At 46.9% G+C, this 24,114-nt stretch carries 22 protein-coding genes; 5 read left to right on the forward strand and 17 right to left on the reverse strand.

The features are described 5' to 3' along the window. Positions 1-652 precede the first annotated feature (652 nt). The 12 genes from hisIE to MMG82_RS01755 form a co-directional block, all read right to left on the reverse strand. Positions 653-1,288, reverse strand: a complete 636-nt coding sequence (gene hisIE, locus MMG82_RS01700; protein ID WP_047539753.1) for a bifunctional phosphoribosyl-AMP cyclohydrolase/phosphoribosyl-ATP diphosphatase HisIE — start codon at positions 1,286-1,288, stop codon at positions 653-655. Positions 1,289-1,398: 110 nt separating this feature from the next. Then, positions 1,399-2,172 (reverse strand): imidazole glycerol phosphate synthase subunit HisF, encoded by a 774-nt coding sequence (hisF, locus tag MMG82_RS01705; RefSeq protein ID WP_047535524.1) that lies wholly within the window; start codon positions 2,170-2,172, stop codon positions 1,399-1,401. Beyond that, entirely contained in the window at positions 2,154-2,891 is a 738-nt protein-coding gene (gene hisA / locus MMG82_RS01710; RefSeq protein ID WP_047535522.1) for a 1-(5-phosphoribosyl)-5-[(5-phosphoribosylamino)methylideneamino]imidazole-4-carboxamide isomerase, read from the reverse strand. The genes hisF and hisA overlap by 19 nt, the downstream gene beginning before the upstream one ends. A 135-nt stretch (positions 2,892-3,026) precedes the next feature. After that, on the reverse strand, positions 3,027-3,677 hold the full coding sequence (gene hisH, locus MMG82_RS01715; RefSeq protein WP_241406389.1) for an imidazole glycerol phosphate synthase subunit HisH: 651 nt from the start codon (positions 3,675-3,677) through the stop codon (positions 3,027-3,029). A 147-nt stretch (positions 3,678-3,824) separates the two neighbouring features. Then, entirely contained in the window at positions 3,825-4,916 is a 1,092-nt protein-coding gene (gene hisB / locus MMG82_RS01720; RefSeq protein ID WP_011716856.1) for a bifunctional histidinol-phosphatase/imidazoleglycerol-phosphate dehydratase HisB, read from the reverse strand. A gap of 82 nt (positions 4,917-4,998) precedes the next feature. After that, positions 4,999-6,189 (reverse strand): histidinol-phosphate transaminase, encoded by a 1,191-nt coding sequence (hisC, locus tag MMG82_RS01725; RefSeq protein ID WP_156143165.1) that lies wholly within the window; start codon positions 6,187-6,189, stop codon positions 4,999-5,001. 66 nt (positions 6,190-6,255) lie between these two features. Beyond that, a complete protein-coding gene (gene hisD, locus MMG82_RS01730) occupies positions 6,256-7,557 on the reverse strand; it encodes a histidinol dehydrogenase (protein WP_047535517.1) in 1,302 nt (433 codons plus the stop codon). 3 nt (positions 7,558-7,560) lie between these two features. Beyond that, positions 7,561-8,460, reverse strand: coding sequence for an ATP phosphoribosyltransferase (gene hisG / locus MMG82_RS01735; RefSeq protein ID WP_037418029.1), 900 nt, complete (start codon positions 8,458-8,460; stop codon positions 7,561-7,563). 603 nt (positions 8,461-9,063) lie between these two features. Further along, positions 9,064-9,891: a hypothetical protein gene (locus tag MMG82_RS01740; protein WP_047535516.1), complete on the reverse strand. Its 828-nt coding sequence runs from the start codon at positions 9,889-9,891 to the stop codon at positions 9,064-9,066. Between the two features lie 65 nt (positions 9,892-9,956). Beyond that, positions 9,957-10,283 (reverse strand): hypothetical protein, encoded by a 327-nt coding sequence (locus tag MMG82_RS01745; protein ID WP_047535514.1) that lies wholly within the window; start codon positions 10,281-10,283, stop codon positions 9,957-9,959. Between the two features lie 68 nt (positions 10,284-10,351). Next, positions 10,352-10,804 carry an acyltransferase gene (locus MMG82_RS01750; protein WP_047535512.1) on the reverse strand — a complete coding sequence of 151 codons (453 nt, stop codon included), beginning with the start codon at positions 10,802-10,804 and terminating at the stop codon, positions 10,352-10,354. A gap of 91 nt (positions 10,805-10,895) precedes the next feature. Further along, the gene (locus MMG82_RS01755; RefSeq protein WP_047535510.1) at positions 10,896-11,366 is read right to left on the reverse strand and encodes a DUF2059 domain-containing protein; all 471 of its coding nucleotides are present in this window, start codon (positions 11,364-11,366) and stop codon (positions 10,896-10,898) included. A gap of 434 nt (positions 11,367-11,800) precedes the next feature. Between MMG82_RS01755 and MMG82_RS01760 the strand changes: the two genes are divergently transcribed. Continuing rightward, the gene (locus tag MMG82_RS01760; protein WP_047540232.1) at positions 11,801-13,723 is read left to right on the forward strand and encodes an ATP-dependent DNA helicase; all 1,923 of its coding nucleotides are present in this window, start codon (positions 11,801-11,803) and stop codon (positions 13,721-13,723) included. 231 nt (positions 13,724-13,954) lie between these two features. Here MMG82_RS01760 and MMG82_RS01765 read toward each other — a convergent pair whose 3' ends face one another. Both MMG82_RS01765 and MMG82_RS01770 read right to left on the reverse strand, forming a co-directional pair. Next, positions 13,955-14,245 (reverse strand): cytochrome c3 family protein, encoded by a 291-nt coding sequence (locus MMG82_RS01765; protein ID WP_037417920.1) that lies wholly within the window; start codon positions 14,243-14,245, stop codon positions 13,955-13,957. 522 nt (positions 14,246-14,767) lie between these two features. Next, positions 14,768-16,285 (reverse strand): methyl-accepting chemotaxis protein, encoded by a 1,518-nt coding sequence (locus MMG82_RS01770; RefSeq protein ID WP_047536995.1) that lies wholly within the window; start codon positions 16,283-16,285, stop codon positions 14,768-14,770. A gap of 470 nt (positions 16,286-16,755) precedes the next feature. Between MMG82_RS01770 and pheS the strand changes: the two genes are divergently transcribed. The 4 genes from pheS to lpxM all read left to right on the forward strand — a co-directional run bounded on the left by pheS (position 16,756) and on the right by lpxM (position 21,475). Then, positions 16,756-17,739: a phenylalanine--tRNA ligase subunit alpha gene (pheS, locus tag MMG82_RS01775; RefSeq protein WP_047540433.1), complete on the forward strand. Its 984-nt coding sequence runs from the start codon at positions 16,756-16,758 to the stop codon at positions 17,737-17,739. Positions 17,740-17,753: 14 nt separating this feature from the next. Continuing rightward, positions 17,754-20,141, forward strand: a complete 2,388-nt coding sequence (pheT, locus tag MMG82_RS01780) for a phenylalanine--tRNA ligase subunit beta (protein ID WP_047536997.1) — start codon at positions 17,754-17,756, stop codon at positions 20,139-20,141. A gap of 3 nt (positions 20,142-20,144) precedes the next feature. Continuing rightward, the gene (gene ihfA / locus MMG82_RS01785; RefSeq protein WP_011622581.1) at positions 20,145-20,441 is read left to right on the forward strand and encodes an integration host factor subunit alpha; all 297 of its coding nucleotides are present in this window, start codon (positions 20,145-20,147) and stop codon (positions 20,439-20,441) included. Between the two features lie 95 nt (positions 20,442-20,536). Further along, complete coding sequence (lpxM, locus tag MMG82_RS01790; protein ID WP_069455451.1) at positions 20,537-21,475, forward strand: lauroyl-Kdo(2)-lipid IV(A) myristoyltransferase; 939 nt, start codon at positions 20,537-20,539, stop codon at positions 21,473-21,475. 92 nt (positions 21,476-21,567) lie between these two features. Here lpxM and hypA read toward each other — a convergent pair whose 3' ends face one another. The 3 genes from hypA to hypD are packed head-to-tail and all read right to left on the reverse strand — an operon-like array spanning position 21,568 to position 24,075. Continuing rightward, positions 21,568-21,924 (reverse strand): hydrogenase maturation nickel metallochaperone HypA, encoded by a 357-nt coding sequence (hypA, locus tag MMG82_RS01795; protein WP_088585672.1) that lies wholly within the window; start codon positions 21,922-21,924, stop codon positions 21,568-21,570. Beyond that, a complete protein-coding gene (hypE, locus tag MMG82_RS01800; RefSeq protein WP_047539673.1) occupies positions 21,924-22,943 on the reverse strand; it encodes a hydrogenase expression/formation protein HypE in 1,020 nt (339 codons plus the stop codon). The genes hypA and hypE overlap by 1 nt, the downstream gene beginning before the upstream one ends. Then, positions 22,936-24,075 (reverse strand): hydrogenase formation protein HypD, encoded by a 1,140-nt coding sequence (gene hypD / locus MMG82_RS01805; RefSeq protein ID WP_037417937.1) that lies wholly within the window; start codon positions 24,073-24,075, stop codon positions 22,936-22,938. The genes hypE and hypD overlap by 8 nt, the downstream gene beginning before the upstream one ends. Positions 24,076-24,114: the final 39 nt, after the last annotated feature.

Below are 24,114 nucleotides of genomic sequence, written 5' to 3' on the forward strand. Positions count from 1 at the left end.
TTAATGAATGGCTCGAATATCTCAGTTAAAAGAGATAAAGGCTTAAGCAGAATGGCGGCGCGATACGGCGGCTGAGAGCTGTACCAGTACCAGTACAAAGCATTGGGATCGTGGCGCAATCTGCGGATCGTTGGGGATATGGCCACAATGGAAGGTCAGGCGAGTGTGCCTATCTATGCCATTGCGGCTACAGATAGGGATAATAAGCTGTTGTAATACACATAAAACGCGCCTTTGATTGGGTTTAATTCGACACTTAAATTACATCTAATGACTTAATCACATCTAATTGCTTGGTCACATCACATAACGAAGGCAATTTGGCCTGTTTTTAAAATTTGTCTTAAATGTTAATAAGTTGAGTCAACGCCTCGATGCCAATATCGAGTACGCTGGCTACGATAGGCAGTTAAGGTGTACTTGTCAACCATTACAACAGTATTTTGCTGATTTTTTGTCAATTACGATGTGATGGCTGATGAGAAGGTATACGGTTTTAGGATTCACTATTTGGGGGGGTAAGGGTTGTAAGGCGCATGAGAGGGGGTTGGATGTGGTGTTGGCTAACACTGCGTAAATAGAAGGTTGTCTGCCGCAGACCAAAAAGGCTTGCGGCAGATACTGGTGCTTAGGGCGTGTTGACGTTTCAGGGTTATTTTTGCAGTGCTTTTTGATGGCGAGCGAGTAGATTAGCCGTGATATCACTTAAGCTAAGTTGTTGATCTTCAAGCAGGACTAATAAGTGGTACATGAGATCTGATGCCTCATTAATAAGCTCTTCTTTATCGTGAGTCGCAGCGGCCAGCGCCGTTTCTAGTCCTTCTTCACCGACTTTTTGGGCGATGCGTTTGGTGCCACGGGCAAATAAAGAGGCGGTGTAGCTCGATTCTGGACTTTGCCCTTTACGTGAGGCGATAAGTTCGGCCAGATTGTTTAAAAACGGGTGAGCTTGGCCATCGAGCCAGCAGCTTTCGGTGCCTTTATGGCAGGTTGGACCATTGGGCAACACCTGCACCAACAGGCTGTCGTTATCACAGTCTTTATCGATGGCGACCAATTTTAGGGTATGGCCCGAGGTTTCGCCCTTGGTCCATAAACGTTGCTTAGAGCGGCTAAAAAACGTCACATCACCTGTTGCCAGAGTTTGTTCCAGCGCGGCTTTATCCATATACCCGAGCATTAATACCTTGCCTGATAAGTGGTTTTGGATAACAGCAGGGATAAGCCCATCCTGTTTGTCCCAATCCAGCTCGCTCAAATCTGACTTAGTGTTTGTTTGCGTTGACATAGTATTCACTCTTAATCTATTTGTAGAACCTAGAACCTAGAACCTAGAACCTAGAACCTAGAACCTAGAACCTAGAACCTAGAACCTAGAACCTAGAACCTAGAACCGCTCTAGCGTCTAATCGCGATGCCTTCGGCCGCTAAATATTGTTTTAACTCGCCGATATTGATAATGGCTTTATGGAACACGCTGGCCGCCAGCGCCGCATCCACCTTCGCATCGATAAACACATCGCGAAAATGCGCCATAGTGCCAGCGCCGCCCGAGGCGATTAAGGGCACGTCGCACAGCTGGCGTACTAGGCTTAACTGTTTGATATCATAGCCACCGCGCACACCATCTTGGTTCATCACGTTGAGCACGATTTCGCCGCAGCCGCGTTGTTGTACTTCCTCAACCCAGTCTTGGGTGTACCAAGCGGTTTCTTTGGTGGCGGCTTCATCACCAGTGAATTGCTTCACTTTATAACTGTCGCTTGCCGCATCATAAAAAGAGTCTATGCCGATCACGATACATTGACGGCCAAATTCATCCTGTAGGCGTGAGATTAAACTCGGATCGCTAAGGGCAGGTGAGTTGACCGAAATTTTATCCGCGCCAAAGGCCAGTAACTCACGGGCCTGACTGATGGTTTTAATGCCGCCGGCGACGCAAAAGGGGATATCGATTTGCTCCGCCACTCGGCTCACCCAAGACTTATCGACTACACGGTCGTGGGCACTGGCGGTGATATCGTAAAACACCAGTTCGTCGGCGCCCTCAGCGGCATAACGCGCCGCGAGTGGCACTATATCCCCAACAATTTCATGGTTGCGAAACTGTACGCCCTTGACCACGCAGCCATCTTTCACATCTAAACAGGGGACTATTCGTTTGGCCAGCATTGGATTGCCTCCGCCACATTAAACTGATTGATAAGTAAAGCTTTACCGATAATGATCCCCGCAGCACCACAGTCTCTGACGGCGGCAACATCCTCAAGGGTGGCAATGCCGCCAGAGGCTTGCCACGCGATATCGGGATAGCGGCTGGATAGCTCACGGTAGAGTGCGGTATTGGCGCCTGTGAGGGTGCCATCACGGCTGATGTCAGTTACTAGCGCATCTTTAAGTCCCACTTGGCTAAAGTCTTCAACGATAGATTCTAAACTCTTACCTCCACCGCTTTGCCAGCCAGAAACCGCGACGATTTTCTCGCCGCTCTGATTGATATTCACATCCAGTGCGAGGCAAATTGCCTCGCTGCCAAACTTGTTAAACCAGCCTTTGACTAACTCGGGCTCTTTGACGGCGAGCGAGCCTATCACCACGCGTTTAACCCCAAGGGATAATAACTCGGCGACTTGCTCTTCAGTGCGGATCCCGCCGCCCACCTGAATATTGGCGTTAAGTCCCGCTGTCAGCTTGGCAATCAAAGCTGTTTGGCGTTTAGCAGGATCTTTGGCGCCAGTTAAATCCACGATATGCAGCCAGTTTGCCCCTTGGTCTTGATAGGATTGCAACTGGGCCAGTGGGCTTAAATCGAAGGTGGTCTGCTGCCCATAATCCCCTTGGTAGAGCCTAACTACTTTGCCATCAATTAAATCAATTGCTGGAATGATCATCTGTTGTCCTTAATTCCTTGTGTGCATTTGCTGCCGCGCTTTATTGCTGAATGTTGTGGCTGAAAAATAGTGGTGGCTCAGCCAAACTTAGCGCCCCAAAACTTAGCTCAGTCAAAAGCTAATAAGCGATTGCATTTATTGCATTTTTAAAAAGTTACCTAGGATTTGTACGCCCACGGCGGCGCTCTTCTCGGGGTGAAATTGCACGCCCATAAAGTTGTCTTTACCGATGGCGGCGCTAAAGTCCTCACCATAACGGCATTGTGCCAAGGTGTAGTCGCTTAATGGTGCGCGGTAACTGTGCACAAAATACACGTAACTACCGGCTGGAACACCGGCAAACAGCGGGTGAACCTGAGACGGATTACTAAAGGTCAGTTGGTTCCAACCCATGTGCGGCAGAGGTAAACCTTCGGCCTTAAGTGCTTGACGGTCTAGCTCGTCAATCTCGGTTGGAATAATGCCTAGGCATTGGCAATCTAGCGCTTGGCCGCCGCGTTCTTTAGAGAGCAGAGTGAGCATTTGCATCCCTAAACAGACGCCCAGCACGGGTTGAGTTAACCCTTGAATTAATTCGACTAAGGTTTTTTCCGTTAACGAAGCCATCGCGGCGCCAGCGCTGCCAACACCTGGCAGTACCACCCGTTTAGCGGCTTTAATGCTGGCTTTGTCATCGGTGACTAACACCTTAGCGCCGAGGCGCTCAAAGGCGAAACGGACTGAGCTTAAGTTGGCGCAACCTGTGTCTATGATGACAACATCAAATTCATCTATGTTTGCTGACATTGGTTTTTCCTATTGATGGGTCAGTGGGGAAGCGGTTTGTCGCCGCATTCCCGAAACTGCCCCTCGTTAAAATCATCAGGCTTTATGTTATTTGCTCATGTACCTATTTTCAGTCAAGAAGCAGATAACAAATGTTTTAGCACGGTGTTAGAGCACGCCTTTACTCGATGGTAAGACATCACCTTCGACTTTTACGGCCTGACGCAGCGCGCGGCCCAGTACTTTAAATAGCGCTTCGACCTTGTGGTGATCGTTGTCTCCTTCTGCGGCCACATGTAGGGTGCAGCGTAGGCCATCGGCAAAAGAGCGGAAAAAGTGCGGTACCATTTCGGTAGCCATTTCACCGACTTTTTCACGTTCAAATTGGGCGGCGAATTTAATAAAAGGCCTGCCGGAAAGATCCAGTAAGCATTCGCCTTTGGCCTCATCCATCGGCAAACTAAAACCAAAGCGGGCAATACCGCGTTTATCGCCCAGCGCTTGGCGCAGCGCATCCCCAATTGCCAATGCCGTGTCTTCAACGCTGTGGTGATCGTCTATCTCCAGATCGCCATCGACATTCACCTCCATTTTGAAGTTTCCGTGGGTGGCGATTTGATCCAACATATGGTCGAAGAAACCAATGCCAGTGTTAATGGCGCCTTTGCTGGGATTGTCGAGATCGACAGTCACGCGAATATCGGTTTCCTTGGTGGTGCGTACCACAGTCGCGGTGCGGCCCTTGTTGAGTAAGGCATCGGCAATCGCGTCCCAGCCAAGACTGCCACGCTGATATTGAAAGCTTTTAATCCCCATGGCATTACCCAGTTCCACATCTGTGTGTCTGTCACCAATCACGGCGGACTGGGTAAAATCGATGGTGCCTTGGGTCAAAAAGTCTTTCACCAGTCCTAGTTTGGGTTTGCGGCAGCTGCAATTTTCATCGTTAAAGTGCGGGCAGATGAGCACATCTTCAAACTTAACCCCTTGGCTAGACAGGATTTGCATCATCATATTGTGCGGTGCATCGAAATCTTCCTGCGGGAAGGAAGGGGTACCGAGCCCGTCTTGATTGCTAACCATCACCAACCTAAACCCAGCTTTTTGCAGGCGCAGTAAGGCGGGGATCACTTGGGGCTCGAATACCAGTTTGGCGAGGCTATCGACCTGTTTGTCGGTGATTGGCTCTTCAATCAAGGTGCCATCACGGTCGATAAAAAGTATTTTCTGGGCGACATTTGGGGTAAATACTGGGTTCATGCTGCTACCTTTCAATTCAGTTTGTTATCTTTATAAAATCAGTCTATTAGGCCAATGCTGTTACAAGACTTGCACCCAAAGCTCACAGCTTTTGCGATTCAAAGAGCGACACTAAGCGGTCGGTGTCAGACTGAGAGCTAAAGCTAAAACGAATGGCTTTAGCTAGCCTTGGGTCCTTATAGGCCCGCGCGACAATGCCATTGTCGATAAGCAGCTGTGCCACTGTTGCTACGTCGTCAAACTCGGCTAAGACATAGTTGCCATTAGGTTTTAGCACGGCGCCGCCCCATTGCTCGCAGTACAAATTCAGCGCCGCCGCGAGTCGCTCGCCCTGAGAATTGAGCTCATTCACTTGGGTTTTCATCCGCGCAATCCCAGCAGCTGATAGCGCTTGCACGGCCACTTCACTTACGGGCAATGGCACGGGATAGGGCGCAATTACCCGCATGATGATTTCGATAATCTCTTCATTGGCAAGCAAAAAGCCGCAGCGCGCGCCTGCTAAGGCAAAGGCTTTTGAGAGGGTGCGCAGTACAACGAGATTTGGGTAAGACTCGAGTAAATCCGCGACGCTATATTCTGGGCAAAATTCGATATAAGCCTCATCGACCACGACAATGGAGTCGGGTAGGGCTTGGATGGCTTGCTCTATGCGCGCCTTATCAATCACAGTGCCAGTTGGGTTATTGGGATTGCAGATAAACACTAACTTAGCGCCGCGCGTGGCCGTTGCAAAGTCGGATGGGAGACCGTATTCAGCCGTTAAGCTTAACGCCTTAACGCCCACATTAAAGGTTTGCGCGCTAATGGCGTACATGCCGTAAGTGGGCCCAAAGGTCGCAATGGAATCGATGCCTGGGACACAAAAGGCCCGGATCAGCAGTTCGATGGCCTCATCGGCGCCGCGGCTGGCGACAATTTTGCTTTCCACTACACCGCTATATTGGCTATAGGCATTGATTAACGCGGGCGGTTGGCACTCAGGATAACGATTTAACTTAGTTAAATCGAGCTCGCCGACGGCCACATTATTAAAGGGCGATTCGTTAGCGTTGATCCAAATATCCCCACGACCACCCAGCCTGCGAGCACTTTGGTAAGGCGTTAACTCGAGCAGTTCGGGCCGTGCAAGACGTGCGGCAAGGGTTGTTGGCTCGATGCTTGTGTTATCGAGAGTATTGTTATCGAGAGTGTTGCTGGCGCTATTGGCGCTCTGAATATTTGTCACTGGCACATTACTCGTTGTTGCTTGGCTAGTTGGCACTTGGCTCATCCTATTCATCCTAAGTCTTGCTATGGCTTTAATTAAGCGTACTGTTGATTGCGTTACTTATTTCCATCAGTCCTTAAGACTGGCTAAGCGTATCGCGACCGCATTTTTATGGGCATCGAGTAACTCATTGCTGGCAAGGGTCATTACCGCTTGCCCGAGTCCGAGCAGGCCCTTGGCACTGAGTTCTTGCACCGTAAAGCGGCGGCTAAAGTCTGCCAAGGAGAGGCTAGATACCGCGCGGCTATAACCGTAAGTTGGCAATACATGGTTAGTCCCACTGGCATAATCCCCAACCGATTCAGGTGTATAGGCCCCTAAAAACACTGAGCCTGCGGCGCGAATATGATTTAGTACGTCCCGTGGGAAGCGGGTTTGAATAATTAAGTGTTCGGGTCCATAGCAATTCGAAACGAGCGCCGCTTCTTGCATATCTTTTACCAAAATGGTGCGGCTGCCTTTTAGGGCCGTCGCAGCAATCTCTTGGCGCGGCAGGGCGGCCAGTTGCGACTCGAGCGCTTGATTGACAGCTTGTGCTAATGGCTCAGAATCCGTGACTAAAATGACCTGCGAATCTGGGCCGTGCTCTGCTTGCGAGAGTAAATCTGCGGCAATAAACTGCGCATTGGCATCGCTATCGGCAATCACTAATACCTCAGAAGGGCCTGCGGGCATATCAATAGACACAGTGCAGCGACCGTCCTGCGAGACTAAGCGCTTGGCTTCGGTGACATAACGATTGCCTGGGCCAAAAATCTTATCGACGCTGGGAATCGTTTCAGTGCCAAAGGCCAGTGCGGCAATGGCCTGCGCGCCGCCCACTTGATAGATTTCGGTGATCCCACAGGCGTTTGCCGCATACACAATTGCATCGTTAATCGGCGGCGGACTCACCAATACGCGTTTTTCGCAGCCAGCAATTTTGGCAGGCAGGGCCAACATCAGTACGGTTGAGATTAATGGGGCGCTGCCACCGGGAATATATAAACCGACTTTTTCAATCGGTTCGCTACGAAGCTCGCAGCGAACCCCCGCTTGGGTTTCAATGTCGATGGGGCGAAATTGCTGCGCGCTGTGGAACACATCAATATTGGCCATCGCTTGGGCAATGGCGGCTTTAAGTTCGGTCGAGACTCGTGCGCTGGCGGCGCTAATCTCGCTTTCACTTAAACGCAGACTGTCGATATTGGCACTATTAAAGCCATCAAACTTTTGATTAAACTCTTTTAGCGCCGCATCGCCACGGCTAGCTACGGCATCAACAATGGCCCGAACACTTTGTTCTAAGCCGCTGTCACCAATTAAAGGTGAGCGTTGGAGCGCGGCTTTTTGTGCATCGACGGATAACGCTGCCCAAGTCAAAATATCCATAGATCACCCCATCATTTTTTCAATTGGCATGACGAGGATTGAGCTGGCACCGAGCGCGGTGAGTTCTTCCATGGTGTCCCAGAATAAATCTTCGGTACTGACGGCGTGAATGGCCACTCGATTAGTATCGTCGTTTAATGGCAATACAGTAGGATTTTCGGCACCGGGCAGCAGGGCGACAATTTGATCTAAAGTTTCAGTGGGCGCGTGCAGCAAAATATATTTACTTTCACGGGCGCGGATCACGCCGTTTACGCGGGATAAAATGCGATCGATTAAGGCTTGTTTGCTCGGCGTTTGGGTTTGGGTTGATTGAATAATGCAGGCCATGGAGCGGTATATGACTTCAGTCTCGTATAAACCATTGGCTTCAAGGGTTGCGCCAGTGGAGACTAAGTCACAAATGCCATCGGCAAGCCCTGCACGCGGCGCAACTTCAACCGAGCCTTTTAACATACAGTCGCGATAATTTATGCCTTTTTGTTGCATAAAACGGCGCAATAGATTGGGGTAGGAGGTGGCAATTCTCAAGCCTTCTAGGGATGAGGCATTGGCATAGCTAAATTCGGTTGGTACGGCTAACGAGAGACGGCAGGCGCCAAAATCTAATTGGCGTAATTTTACATATTCAGCTGGCTTATTTAGGGTTTGACGCTCAATTTGCTCTTCTTCGAGCACGTTCTCACCAATAATGCCTAAATCGACCACGCCATCCATAACCAGTCCTGGAATATCATCGTCACGTACTCTGAGTAAATCGATAGGCATGTTATCTGCGTGTGCGATAAGACGTTGTTCGTTAATGGAAAACTTAACACCGCAGCTCTTGAGTAATTGCTGAGAGTCGGTCGATAGGCGACCCGATTTTTGAATGGCAATACGTAAACGGTTTGATTCAGTCATAATTTTATCTCGCTCAAAGTTAACAAATTCAAAATGATATTCTTTCGTTTCACGCTTTAACTGGTTTATCGGCACCGCCAGTAAATGTGGCGGTTAACATATTGAAATTAAGTACTAATTATCTATTAAATCGTTAGTTAAAAAGCCCAAAAGCAAAAACCCCCGGAATTCCTTCCAGGGGTTTATGATCATCTTTGAATCAGTCCGCCAGAAGGATATAGTCCTTCGGCAGTGAGCGTCCGAAGGCTACCGCATATGGTGGTGATGATGGTGGATAGCGTTCAGTAGTTGGCTCATATGACTCTCTATACTCTGTGATTCTGTTGAATTTGGTGTTGGTGGATACTTATCCATCGAACGTTTTTTTAAGCTAACCGCTTTCTGTGCCGTTTGCAACAGCTAATTATAACTAAATAAGAATATTTATGCGTTTTGTGAAAATGTTTCATCTTGGTGGTCGCAGGACGATAATCTGCTTATCGCAAGGAGGGGCGAATTAGGGGATTGGCACAAAGCCGATGCTGCGTTTAGACAAATTCGGCTGGCGGTTGTTGCTAAGTGTCAGTCACAGCGATAATGCAGGATTAGCGCGTGACATGCCTTTTACCGTGTTAAATATTTTCCAAACAGGCGATCAACTGTTTGTTGGCAATATTTGTCTTCACCACGCCAATATTCGGCAAATACCCAGTCATTTTTGCCTTGGCGTTGTCTATCGACAGTATTGGGTTTTAATATTCCCAGACTGGCTAATATTTCGATTAATATTTGTCGCTCAGCTTTACTCGACTTAATCACATTCGCTAATCTTTTCTCTAGTGTACTGGGATAATCGCTCGGGTCTGACGTTTCGATAATCGTTAAGATCTCCCTAAAACAGTCCATATCTTCTGACGTCGGCTCTGGAATATCGGCATTAATAAATTGGCTTAAATCAAAATAGGTATACAAAATATCCCCATGGCGCATGCCGCCCCATTTTATACGCTCGAAATTGAATACGTTAATATCCACCTCGATATAGGATTCGCTTCCTCGGATGCCATATTGACTATCTCGGCAAATGCCGCAGGTATAGGAATGTGCAGTTGGTTTGCCATCCATATAAGAAGAGCCTGAAATGACAGGTGTGTATTGATGAGATGGGATTTTTTGGGCGATCGCATAGGATGCAAGGGATGAGCGCCAATCCAATCGCCGAGAGGTTAGACTGCTTAAAAATCCTTTTGTTACTTGTGCTTGCGAAATGCCTTTTACTAGCGTTGTGGTGGCAAGGATACATTCATCATGGGAGATAGTTAAAGGATCAAACATTAATCCTTTCGATTTGGCGTAGTTAAAGTCGGACTCGGAGAGACTTCTATTTTTTGCGTCAATCCAACCATTCTTCCAATAGGTGGAGAATAAAATCCTTTTTGCTTTTTTATCCATATCTGATTCTTTTTATCTTTTAACAATTTGGTTTCATTTATCTTATAAAAACTTAATTAAAGCGGTTAACACTCTACATTTATATAAGCATCGTTTTGATAGTAATAACTGATAGCATGAATTACGTCATGCAAGCTGGCATTTGGTCGCTGTTGCCCTAAGTTAGCCTTGATACTTTGCAAATCGGCAATGCTTAAAAAGTATTGATAACCTTGGATTTTCGGGTAGAGAGGCTCATCGTGTTGGTCGCGTTCTTCTTCAAGCTCATCGTCAATGATTAACACCGACATTGTGGGACTTAATGGTTGTTCTAGGGCTTTGTACACATCCAAGTGCCACGAAAAAGAACCAAGTTGGGATAATAGGGTTTCCAAGGTTAATGTTAATCGCATGAAATATCCTTTTGAGCGAGCATCATTTACATCATTTGGACGAGTTAATTAAACCGACAGAATCAGGCTCAAGGCCTCCACAGACCCTGCATTAATTCGGTTAACGCAAATGATGAGAAAATAAACAGTAAATTAATCAAAGCCCGCATAATCCAAGGTAATGTACCGTAGGAAAGGCGATATTTATTTGAGGCAATCACTATAACTCCCATGATGCCAAACCAAGGTGTAAAAAAGAATATGGTTTGCCATTTAACCAGAGCAACGGCGAGATCGTGTAGCGCACCGCTGACCAAAAAGGTGACAAGTACGGCGAGCCACATCGGCAGAAACTGACTGCTAGGACGCATGACATTACGTGATAAATAATAACCCCAAATCGGATTCCAATAATGCCAAAAAATGGGGAATGACTTAGCACCCAGGGCGCGTGATAGCATATTCCTCATCGAGTGACTGGCACCCAGTGGAACACCATTTCGCTTTTTCACATATTGTGACAAGGATAAGGTCGTTGGCATGGTTAATCTCCGCCTAATGCTTACCACTGAGTGCGTAGCTTTTTACAAGTCTCGTAATATCAGACCTCATGTTCAGATAATTGTTATAGCTTTATTCTTTAATTCCATGCTTTGCGAGAAAAGGTCTAATACGCTCAATTAATTTAGATTGTTTTGCTTGTGCTTCTTGCATGGCGATTTGTGCTCCAGTTTGCATCAATTGTGGCGTTTTTTCTAAGAGTTTTTTACCTGTAGAAGTTTGATAAAATTGGGTTATTTTAATGATTTCTTCATTTGTGAAAGCCTCAGAGTACTGTTTTTTTAATTCGTTTATCACTCTGGGACGATCAACATCTTCATTAAACCATGCTCTATAAATACCCTTAAGTTCTTCTTTAGCCTTATTATCTAATTTATAGTTGGTGGCTATTTGGTCTACTATTGGTAACATAGCTTCAAATCCACCAGCCATTTGTTTATCGATTGACATCACTCTAAACATTTCATCTATTAGTGCTTCTTGCGCTACTACGGGAGTAGATAAAATAAATAACATTAACGGTAATAATTGGAACTTTTTCATTTTATATCCTTAATCATCTCAACGTTTATAAACGGAAACCTTAATTGAGTTATATATCCATAATTGAAGCTTCGTGCAAAATTAAGTCATTAGCACAATCATTAACGCAACTTAGCAGCTTATCTCTTAGCAAGCAATCGGGGAAAAGTTGAGTTAAGCCTTTGGTTGTTAAATCATTTAAACTACGCTACTCTATGTTTTAGCTCAAGAAGCTCGGCGCTAGATTAAAACTATTGGTATTATCAGGCGGGCTTAATTACACTGCGGCAACAGCGTTATGCTCCTTAGCGAAGGCTAACGCCTTAACCCACAACCCGCTTTTTTGAATCGTTTTTATAGGAACTCGCTCGCCATTGACTCACTCTCGACGCTCAGCTCCGCGGCAAGCTAAACATCAGCAATCAAATCAGCAGTCGCTTGATGCTCCTCGTTCGATGAGCAGATTGACGAATGAGGTGCTGCGCGCTTTTGCCAACGATGGCGTGCTCGCTACGCATATTCAGGGGTTCAGTGCGCGTCAGAGTCAGGTTGAGATGGCGCAAATCATCAGTGAAGCGATTGCGAGTAAGGGCAATGCACTGATCGAAGCGGGTACAGGGGTCGGTAAAACCTTCGCCTATTTAATTCCCGCTATGTTAAGTGGCAAGCAAGTGATTGTCAGTACTGGCAGTAAAAACCTGCAGGAGCAATTGTTTCTAAAGGATTTACCCGCATTGACATCTATGCTTGGAATTGCGCCCAAGCTTGCGCTATTAAAAGGCCGCAATAACTATTTATGCCAATATCGACTCGATAGGCAGATGCTGGAGGCCAGCCATATTGAGGCGCGATTGTTGGATGATTTACTCAAAATCAATCAATGGGCGGGCATGAGTAAAGACGGCGATATTGGTGGCTTAACCTCAGTGCCTGAACATTCTCCCGCGCTTCCCTTAGTCGTCAGTACCAAAGAGACCTGTCTTGGCCAGCGCTGCGAATTTTATGATGCCTGTTTTACCCGTAAGGCTCGCAGCCGCGCGATGGATGCGAAAATCATCGTCGTGAATCATCACTTATTCTTTGCAGACAGTGTGTTAAAGGACACAGGCTTTGCTGAATTATTACCCGATCCCGATGTGGTGATCTTCGATGAAGCGCATTTACTGCCGGATATCTGCGTCAGTTATTTTGGCCAGCAATCCTCGAGTCGCACTATCGATGATTATCTGCAAAAGTTATTGCAGATTTATCAAACTGAGCTCAGCGATACGGGGCAGATTGCCCAATTTTGTCAGCGTTGTTTAGCCAAATTGAGTGACTGGCATAATGGATTGTTTTCTATTGCCGAGTCGGATTGGCGTATGCTGCTTGGCAATAAGTCAATTGCGCTAGCATCATGGGATTTACTCGCAGAGTTAACCGCGCTGCAAAAACTCTTGCTCGCCCATGTGGGGCGCAGTGAGTTATTAGATGATATTGCCGTTAAACTGGCTGATCTTAACCATAAGCTCAATCAGTTTTTCCTATGTGACAATCCACAGGCTGCCTATAGTGTTGAATTTGGTAGCCGTTTTGTGATGCTACGGATTTCACCGATTAATATTGCCCGCGAATGTCAGCAGTTATTTGTGGCCAATACCAGTTGGATTTTTACCTCGGCAACCTTACAAGTAAACCGCAGCTTAGCGCATTTTGCCAAGGAGTTAGGGATCAGTGAGGCCAAGGCGCATATTTTGGATAGTCCCTTTGATTATCCGCGTCAGGCGTTATTTTGTGTGCCGAGGCAACTGGGCAATGTGGCGAATCAGCAGCAAGCAGTCAAACAGTTAGTCGATGTATGTGTGAAAGCGATTGAGGCAGCGCAGGGGCGAACCTTTATTTTGTTTACCAGCCATAAAATGCTTGAGCAAACGGCGTTGGCATTGCGAACTCGGACTCAATATCCGTTGCTGGTGCAGGGCCAAGCGGGTAAACAGAGTTTGCTCACAAAGTTTCGCCAACTGGGCAATGCGGTATTACTTGGCACCAGCAGTTTTTGGGAGGGGGTAGATGTGCGTGGCAAGTTATTAAGCTGCGTGATTATTGATAAATTGCCGTTTGTCTCGCCCGATGAGCCGCTTTACCGTGCCCGCGCCGACAATATTAGCCGTCAGGGCGGCGATCCTTTTACTCAAGTGTCATTACCTCAGGCGATTATTGCGCTCAAACAAGGGGTTGGACGTTTGATCCGTGACGAAAAGGACTGCGGCGTATTAATCCTGTGTGATAATCGGATTGTGAATCGCGCCTACGGACAGGCATTTTTAAACTCCCTGCCGCCGATGGCGCGCACCCGTGATTTAGATAAAGCCTTGGCGTTCTTGAGAACAATACCTTGACACTCGTCTTATGGTTTACTTGGGATGCTTAAATTTGTTTTATTTTTATGGAATATGAGCGAAGTATTCAGTTGTTAGATATACATTAAGGCGATACAAATGGGGATAAAAAATGCCACCTGTGAGCAATAGATGGCAAACACCCTTGGAGGTGGGTCAAGTGGCATCCTGCCAAATGGTTCCATTCAAAACAAGTTATTCTTCGGCTTTTGGCTTTAGATTTTTAGTGAGTTAATGGCATGCTTTGCAGGCATCAGCAGGTGCTTTTTCTTCATGAGCGATATGGCAATTTGTGCATGTTAAAACGCCATCATGCTTAGTATGAGCTTCACCTGCGAGTGTTTTCATTTCGCCATGGCATGATACACATTGCTCATTTTCAAAAACATAATCCGCAGAAGGTGTTTTATCCTTATGGCATGATTCACAGTCTGATCTTTCTGAATGGCTGTCGGCAAGAGATGCCGCCATTAAACTAGTAGAGAAACACAGTGCACACATGAGCATCATCTTTTTAAGCATGTTATTTTCCTTCTTTTATTGTGGGTTAAATTATCATTCTTAAGCCAGCAAATAAGCTCTTATTCGATCATAAAGAGCTAGTGGCGCAATATAAGCAATGTGCAAACATTGCTTTTTTAAATGTCTAATTAGTATTTCTCTTGAAACTTATACCGCTGTTTTATTATTAATGTGTACTGAAATACATTAGGGCTTAACAGAGTTTATTAAGCTTAAATTAATAGTTTTTTGAGATTTAACTTGGCTTCTTGAATGTATAATAGATTTTTAAGGTGACAAAACGTTGATCGTTATCAAAGGTGAATGGATGAATACTTTTTTAGTTTAAAAGTATGATCAAGATTTTATTGTGGGGGCGATAAATTCGATAATCCAAATCTAAATTTTAAAATTTAGATTTTATTTTAATTTATTTAGGAATTCTAAATTATAGAAATGAATTAATTAGGGATTAACTAGATGACGATTCGTTATTTAAGCAACAAGGGTGCTTGGCTCCCTTGTTGCTTAGCTCTTCAACGATTAGATTTTTAAACCCACCATCAGCTGGTCCAATTGTCCCGCGGTGGCTTGCAACTCATCACAACCCGATACCGATTGGTTCGCCGATTGCTCGACATCGTGGGATTGATTGCGAATTTCCATCAGATTGGTCGCGATTTCGTTAGCTACGGCCGATTGTTCTTCCGCAGACGTGGCAATCAACACACTCATTTCGAACACGCGGCTGCTATGGTGGGCAATCGACTCGAGATCTTTACCCGTTTGCAGTACATGCTGTTTGCCTTCACTTGCTTGACTCACGGTGCGAGACATCACTTGAGTGAGGTTACGTGTGCCTTGTTGCAGCGACTCAATCATGGCTTTAATTTCTACCGTTGCAGCTTGCGTGCGGCCAGCGAGGGTTCGTACCTCATCGGCCACTACCGCAAAACCGCGACCCTGTTCGCCGGCACGCGCCGCTTCAATCGCGGCATTTAACGCGAGTAGGTTAGTTTGTTGCGAGATAGCATTAATGGTCGAAACCACCTCATCAATCTTACTGGCGTTGTCGTTGAGGGTATTGACCGCATTTGATGCAGCAGAAATCTCATCCGACAGCACATCAATTGCGCTTACTGTGGTTTCAATATCCTTAGAACCCGCATTAACCTGTTGATTCGCCTCTTGGGTTTCGGCGGAGGATTGCTCGGCGTTGCGCGCCACTTCTTTTACCGCAGCGGTCATTTCTTCCATCGCCGTGGCTAAGGAGTCGAGGTGGTGACGTTGATTGACCGCAAGGGCTTGTCCTTGCTGAGCCGTACTTCTAAAAGATGAAACCACTTCGCGGATCTTGCTGGTGGATTCTGCTATCTGCTTCACCAAGTTGTGCTGGCGCTCGACTAGCGTGTCGATACTGATAGCTAAGATGCTGAATTCATCTTTGACTTCGAAGAAGTTTAATCGGCCAGTCAAATCCCCCGAAGCGGCACGTTTGAGTGCCATGACTGTGGTATAGAGTGCACCGCCAACGAAGGTAGAGATGTAGTAGCTAAACAGGAAGAGCACGAATAACAGTACTGCCATCAGGCTGTAGACTAAGATATTGTCATCGGCTAAAAGGGCGTTAAGTTGACGATCATCGACTGGAATGATGGTCAGCATATTTTGATCATTAACCGAGCTAACAGCCCGATTAGGTGAACTGCTGGTATCAATACCACCGCCGCTGCGCGCAAGGGTTTGTGCGCGGCTATCAGCCTCAGAAACTGTAACAATCTGAACATTCTGTAAGCCTTGGCTCAGCTGATTAGGTAAATTTTGGCGCTCTTGCTCGGGTAGCTTGCTAGAAATCTGGGCGGCGAGTTGATTGATTTTCTGGGAAGTGTCTTGGAGCCCATGCAAATGGCTTTCAAGCAGGGTATCCCTAAACTGAGTATTTAAAAATACCGCTAATCCCACAATCATAAACATCGGAACTAGGGCGAGAATTGCAAATTTGGTTTTTAAGGTCATGTGGATAAGGTATTGATCTATCCAGCGAAATTTAACTTCTTTCATTAGCGCCTCGATAAATTGGGCTGTGACCAAATGGATATCGGTCGATTTGCCATAGACTTTATGTTTTTCTGCTTAGTAAGCTGTTGCTTGTATTATTGTTGTCCAATTGCGGCATTTTTGTTTGTTTTGCAGCAATTTTGGCAAGGTACAAACATAAGTTTACAGTTTAGTTACATGTGTCGCCAGTGGTTAGTGCGTGATCACGTGACTGCTGTAAAAATCGACAAATGTCTTTCCAAGGCGATCAACTTGGAAGGTTTGTTGGGATAACACATGAATTTGCATGATAAAAACCCCGAATAAGCCCTAGTAATATGCCGCTCGCTCGCGTAAAATTTCTCTCCTTTTATTTCGTTATAGCTAGCAAAGCGTCTGGCATTAACGCCCGATAACCTGAGCACCGAAATAGCCTGAAAGTTTGGCGCCCATAGCACTTGTTTATCAAGCGCGACTATGCAGTGGAAGAGAAAATGCAGCAGTTAACTGAGATCGTAGAACAAGCCTTAGTCATTATTGACCAGGCCAGTGATCTAAAAGCACTGGATGATATCCGTGTCGATTACCTAGGTAAGAAAGGTAAGATCACCGACATGATGAAAATGATGGGCAGCTTAAGTCCTGAAGAAAAACCCGCTTTTGGTCAGGCGGTCAATGATGCGAAACAGGCCATTCAACAGAAATTAACTGAGCGCATCGACGTCCTGAGAAGTGCAGAGCTAGAAGCCAAATTAATTGCCGAAAAGATTGATGTGACGCTACCTGGTCGCACTATCGAAATCGGTGGTTTACACCCAGTGACGCGCACCATTGAACGTATCGAAACCTTTTTTGGGGAATTAGGGTTTTCGGTAAAACAAGGCCCTGAAATCGAAGATGATTTCCATAACTTCGACGCCTTGAATATCTCTGAGCACCACCCAGCGCGTGCCGACCACGATACGTTTTATTTTAATCCTAAGCTGATGCTGCGTACCCAAACCTCGGGCGTGCAAATTCGTACTATGGAAACTGAAAAGCCGCCATTGCGGATTATTTCACCAGGTCGTGTGTATCGTAACGACTACGACCAAACTCACACGCCAATGTTCCACCAAGTGGAAGGTTTGCTGGTCGATGAAAACGTTAACTTCGCCGAATTAAAAGGCGTGTTGCATGATTTCCTGCGTAACTTCTTCGAGGAAGATTTGCAGGTGCGTTTCCGTCCTTCTTACTTTCCCTTCACTGAGCCTTCAGCCGAAGTGGACGTAATGGGTAAAAACGGCAAATGGTTAGAAGTGTTAGGCTGCGGTATGGTGCACCCAAATGTGCTCCGTAGTGTTGGCATTGATCCAGAAAAATACTCTGGTTTTGCTTTTGGTATGGGTGTTGAGCGTTTAACAATGCTGCGTTACGGCGTAAACGATCTACGTTCGTTTTTCGAAAACGACCTGCGTTTCCTGAAGCAATTTAAATAACGGAGCTGTATAGCATGAAATTTAGCGAATCTTGGCTTCGTGAGTGGGTCAATCCTGCCGTTAGCCGTGAAGCATTATCCCACCAGATCACTATGGCTGGACTCGAAGTTGATGGCGTTGATGCCGTGGCTGCAGAGTTTAGCGGTGTTGTGATTGGTGAAGTGGTCGAGTGTGGCCAGCACCCAGATGCAGACAAACTGCGCGTGACTAAAGTCAGTGTCGGCAGCGGTGAGCTTATCGATATCGTCTGTGGCGCACCTAACTGCCGTCAAGGCTTAAAAGTGGCCGTAGCAATGGTCGGTGCCGTACTGCCAGGCGATTTTAAAATTAAGAAGGCTAAGCTGCGTGGTATGCCTTCAGAAGGTATGCTGTGTTCATACAGCGAGCTGGGTATTGATATCGATAGCGATGGCATTATCGAACTGCCATTAGATGCACCATTAGGCAAGGATTTACGTGAGTATCTCCAACTTGATGATGCCGTGATTGAAGTGGATTTAACCGCTAACCGTGCCGATTGCTTAGGTATGGTAGGTTTGGCCCGTGAAGTTGGCGTGTTAAACCGTCAAGCGGTAACCGAGCCACAGTGGCAAGCCGTGACGCCAAGCACTGATGCCAAAGTGGCTATTAATGTCAAAGAAACCGCAGCTTGCCCACGCTACTTAGGTCGTGTGGTGAAGAATGTGAACGTGAAAGCGGCTACGCCATTATGGATGCAGGAAAAACTGCGTCGCAGTGGTATCCGCTCAATCGATCCTATCGTGGATATCACTAACTTTGTGTTGGTTGAATTCGGTCAACCGATGCACGCCTTCGACCTTGCCAAACTGACTGGCGATATCCAAGTGCGTTTAGGTAATGGTGAAGAGAAAATCACCCTGCTCGATGGCAGCGAAGTGACTATTCCAAACGACACTCTAGTGATTGCCGACGATGCGCGTCCATTAGCCCTTGCTGGTGTGTTTGGCGGTGAATATTCGGGTGTGAGCGACACTACCCAAGACATACTGCTTGAATGTGCGTTCTTCGCGCCGTTAGCGATTATGGGTAAGTCACGCCGTTTAGGTCTGCATACCGATTCATCACACCGTTTCGAACGTGGTGTTGACCCTGAGATGCAGCACAAAGTTATGGACCGTGCGACTCGCTTAGTGCTGGATATTTGCGGCGGTGAAGCGGGTCCTGTGGTTGAAGCCAAATCTGACGCTGACTTACCAAAGCCTGCGCAAATTCTATTGCGTCGCAGCAAGTTAGATAAAATTCTGGGTCACCATGTTCCCGATAGCGACGTGGTTGAAATCCTCGAACGTTTAGGTTTCGGCGTCGTTGCAGGTGAGGGGAGCTGGCAGGTCACCACCGCCACTTACCGCTTCGATATGGCGATTGAAGAAGACTTAATCGAAGAAGTTGCCCGTATCTACGGTTACAACAACATTCCAAACGTTGCGCCCGTGGCGTCACTGCGGATGTCTGATCATAAAGAAACCGACTTAAGCCTCAAGCGCGTTCGTTCGCTGTTAGTGGCCCGTGGTTTCCAAGAAGCTGTGACTTACAGTTTCGTTGATCCTAAGCTGCAAAATCTGGTTCACCCAGGTGAGCAAGCCATGGTGTTACCGAACCCGATTTCTAGCGAAATGTCGGCCATGCGGTTGTCGATGTTCACTGGATTATTGACTGCGGTTGGCTACAACCAAAGTCGTCAACAGGGTCGTGTGAGACTTTTTGAAACTGGCCTGCGCTTTGTTCCTGATATTCATGCAGAATCCGGTGTAAGACAGCAAGCAATGCTCGGTTGCGTCATTACAGGGCTTCAAAATGACGAACATTGGTCAATGGAATCGAAAACCGTTGATTTTTTCGACCTTAAAGGTGATTTAGAAGCAATTATCGGCTTGACAGTTTCCGCATCAGAATTTAGCTTTAGAGTAGCGACGCATTCTGCTCTTCATCCAGGGCAATGTGCTGAAATATTGAGAAATGATCGAGTGATCGGTCATATAGGTGCTATCCATCCTAGTTTGGAGAAGCCTTTTGGACTCAATGGTAAAACCATCGTTTTTGAGTTGGAATTGGATGCTTTATTGCATACCAGTTTACCGCTAGCCCAAGCTGTATCTAAGTTCCCGGCTAATCGTCGTGACATCGCAGTAGTCGTAGATGAAAGTGTATCTGCAGGCGATGTAATGAAATTGATAAGAAAAGTTGGCGAAAATCAGTTGGTTGGCATAAACTTGTTCGATGTATACTTAGGTAAAGGTGTTGAGCCCGGCAAGAAGAGCTTGGCGATAGCACTTACATTACAAGACACTACTCGTACACTTGAGGAAAAAGAGATCGCTGAAACTGTAGATTCAGTTGTTTCTGCCCTGAAGACCGAGTTCAACGCATCGTTGAGGGATTAAAGTATGGCACTTACCAAAGCCGAAATGGCAGAACATCTTTTTGAAACACTCGGTATAAACAAGCGTGTAGCCAAAGAGATGGTTGAGTCGTTCTTTGAAGAAATTCGAGGCGCACTTGAAAGTGGTGAGCAGGTCAAGTTATCTGGCTTTGGCAACTTTGACCTTAGGGATAAGAATCAAAGACCGGGAAGGAACCCAAAAACAGGCGAGGATATCCCGATTTCCGCTCGCCGTGTCGTGACCTTCCGTCCCGGCCAGAAACTGAAAACTCGCGTAGAAGCTTCTAACGCGGGCAAGTAATTTTAGATGTTCGACAGTAAAGCCACTCCTTCGTGAGTGGCTTTACTATTTTCTTTTTATGGTGAATGGCTTTTCTACTGTCTGAGGTGATTTCTTTGTCAAGACAGCCCAAACATTTTGACCGACGTTTTCAACTGGCGTTATTGCACCCTAAATATTGGGTTACTTGGTTGGCGATCGGTCTATTAGTGATTTTTGGGATCATGCCCGCGTGGCTGCGTGATCCTATTGCTAGAACCTTGGCCAAACTGGTGGCGCCTATTGCGAAAAAGCCGATAAGTATTGCCAGGGCGAACTTAAAGGCGTGTTTCCCTGAAAAATCCGCCGCAGAAATAGAAGCCTTAATTGATGACAACGTGCAGAACTTCGTATTAGTGCTGTTATCGCAAGGTGAGCTGTTGGTACGATCTAAGGCGCATTTACGCCGCCGTGTGAATTTGATGGGCTTTGAGCATGTACAAGCGGCGCAAGCAGTAGGGCAGCCGGTGATATTTATCATGCCCCATGTGTGGCCTATTGATTATGCTGGGCTGAGGTTAAACCTCGACTTGCCCATGGTCACTATGGCAAAGGCCCATAAAAACGCGTTATTTAACTGGTTTAATAATCGGGTACGTAGCAGTTGTGGTGGCCACGTTTATATGCGAGAGGCCGGAATTCGCGCCTTATTAGCAGAGCTTAAGCAGAACAATAGCTTTTTCTACCTGCCCGATGAGGATTTAGGCCCAGATCAGAGTGTATTTACCCCGTTTTTAGGCACAGTCAAAGCGACATTACCCGTGGTTGGCCGATTGGCTCAGGCGGGAAATGCCCAAGTGCTGCCGGTGAAAATTGGTTATAACCAAGCTTCACGCCAGTTTGATTTAACTGTGATGCCCGCCATTGCCGCCGAAGACATGGTCGGTAAGGAAAACGAGGCGTTAGCACTGAATAAAGCGGTTGAGCAAGTGATACTCGCTTATCCAGAGCAGTATATGTGGTTCCTAAGATTGCTAAAGACTCGCCCTGAAGGGCAAGCCTCAATTTATCAGTAAGCGTTTATTGCTTATTGTAAACCCGAATAATAATGGCTTTAAGTGTGTAGACTTAAAGCCATTTTTATCACTGAAGCCGTGCTTATAATCGATTAAATATCCTCTGCTTGCTCCATTTCGAGCTGCATCAGCAGCATATCTTCACCCTCTAATACCCGCGTATGATAACTGTTACAGGCGGGGCACACGATTGAACGCTCACCGAGCACCGACTCTTGTTGGCAATCTGCACATTTGATCACCAGTGGCTGTAGTGTCATGCAAAGCTCGGCTTCGCGGCAGATCCCATCGAGTTTAAAGGTCTCAAACGCCGTTTGAAGTAGGGTGGGTTCGACACCGCTCATTACGCCGAGTTTGATTGCTACCCGAGTAATTTTAGTTGCTTGATTTGCCCGCGCATGTTGTTCGCACTGTTCAATTAAGGCGCTTACTATAGAATACTCGTGCATTAACAAATCCTTGGTAGCAGTTCACCTTGAGGCAAGTCTAAGTAACGTTTGGTATTCCATGGCGTTCTTAAGATCACTTTTCCGGGAAGTTCGTCGCTGACGGTACCGATGATGGCCGCCTGCTCGCAGTGACCAAATCGTTGCATAATTTCCAACGCACCAAGGGCGATATCGTTGGGAACAGCCAAGATAAAGGTGCCTTCATTGGCTAAATCCATTGGCTCAAAGCCATAGAGTTCACACAAGCCTTTGACCTCATCACAAACCGGGATGCTCGCCTCATTAACTGTGATGCCTACATTGGCGGCAACGGCCCATTCATTTAATACGGCAGAGAGCCCGCCGCGGGTGGCATCGCGCATAGCATGCAGTGGAATATTAGCAGCGATCAATTGCTCCACGACTGGCCAGAGCGTGGCACAATCGCTTTGTAGCGTGGACTCGAGGGTAAGACCCTCACGCGCCATCAAAATAGCCGCGCCATGGCAGCCCACATCACGGGAGACAATAATCGCATCACCGGGCGCGACATTTGCTGCCGAGATATTCGGACGTAAAATACGCCCAACGCCTGAAGTATTGATAAATAAGCCATCGGCGCAGCCCTTAGGTACTACTTTGGTGTCGCCACAAACAATTCTAGCCCCACTTTGTTTCAGCTCTTTGGCCATACTGCGTACAATTGTGGTTAAGTCTTTGAGCGAAAAACCTTCTTCGATGATCACGCTACAGCTTAAATATTGAGGCTCAGCGCCCATCATGGCGAGATCGTTAACAGTGCCAGCAATCGCCAGCTTACCGATATCACCACCGGCAAAAAACAACGGTGATACGGTGAAAGAGTCCGTCGTAAAGGCTGTCGCACCCTGTAATTCAAGTTTTGCGGCGTCTTCTTCGCTACGCAAAATCGGGTTATCGAATTCGGCAAAAAACAGATCGCGGATGAGTTTATTCATCTCTTTACCGCCACCACCGTGGCTGAGTTGAATCGCTTTCTCTTTGGTTGATACATCAGCCATGATGTTGCTCCTTGCTATCGATGCCTTGATAGCGGTAATAAGCATTACAAGCGCCTTCGGAGCTGACCATGCAGCTACCGAGAGGGGTTTCGGGATTGCAGCCGCGGCCAAAGACTTTGCAGTCCTTCGGTTTGGCGAGTCCACGTAGAATATCGCCGCACTGGCAAGCCTTATGATCATCAATTTCTTTGACGGGCAATCTGTCTTTAAAGCGCAGCTCTGCGTCCCTGTGTGCGTATTCATCCCTTAATTGCAGCGCAGAGTTGGGGATTGGTCCAAGCCCGCGCCAACGAAATTGCGGTCTGATCTGGAAAAACTGTTCAACTTTTGCCTGTGCGGCAAGATTACCTTGCTCAGATACAGCGCGGCTGTATTGGATATCGAGTTCTGCCTTGCCTGCGGCCTTTTGACGCACGATGCGCAGGATAGACTCCATGACATCCACGGGCTCAAAACCTGAGACCACTACCGGTGTGCCGTATTGCTCTACGGCAGGGCGATAGATTTTGGCGCCACTGATCACGCTGACGTGTGCTGGGCCAATAAAGGCATTGACCCTCGCATTAGGATCGTGCATCACGGCATCAATTGCGGGTGGGACTAATACATGGTTGATATGAAAAAACAAATTCGCCAGCTTTTCCTGCTCTGCCAGTTGCAACAATATTGCCGTCATTGGGGTGGAAGTTTCAAATCCAATGGCGAAAAACACCACGGTTTTATTTGGATTATCACGGGCAATTTTGAGCGTGTCTAAAGGGTCATAGATAGGCCGAATATCACAGCCTTTGGCTCTGAAACTGGCAAGTGAACCTTGGGAGCCGGGGACGCGGATCATATCGCCTAGCGTCACTAATATCACATCTTCCTGCTGGGCAAGCACTGCGGCTTGATCGATCCGCTCTTTAGGCATAATGCATACAGGGCAACCGGGGCCGTGGATAAACTCAATGTTATCCGGCAGCAAATCCAGTAAGCCGTATTTCATTATGGTGTGGGTATGGCCGCCACACACTTCCATAATGTTGATTTGTTGATCGAGTGAGTGAGCGACCTGGGCAATATCCTTTGCAAGCGAGGCAATGGTTTGGGGATCGCGAAAGCCTTGATAAAGTTGTTTTAATTCAAGCATGTTCAATCCTTGTCGCAGTGTATCGTCTGTGGTTTGTGA

The organism is Shewanella sp. MM_2022_3 (assembly GCF_022557375.1).
GTDB lineage: Bacteria > Pseudomonadota > Gammaproteobacteria > Enterobacterales > Shewanellaceae > Shewanella > Shewanella xiamenensis.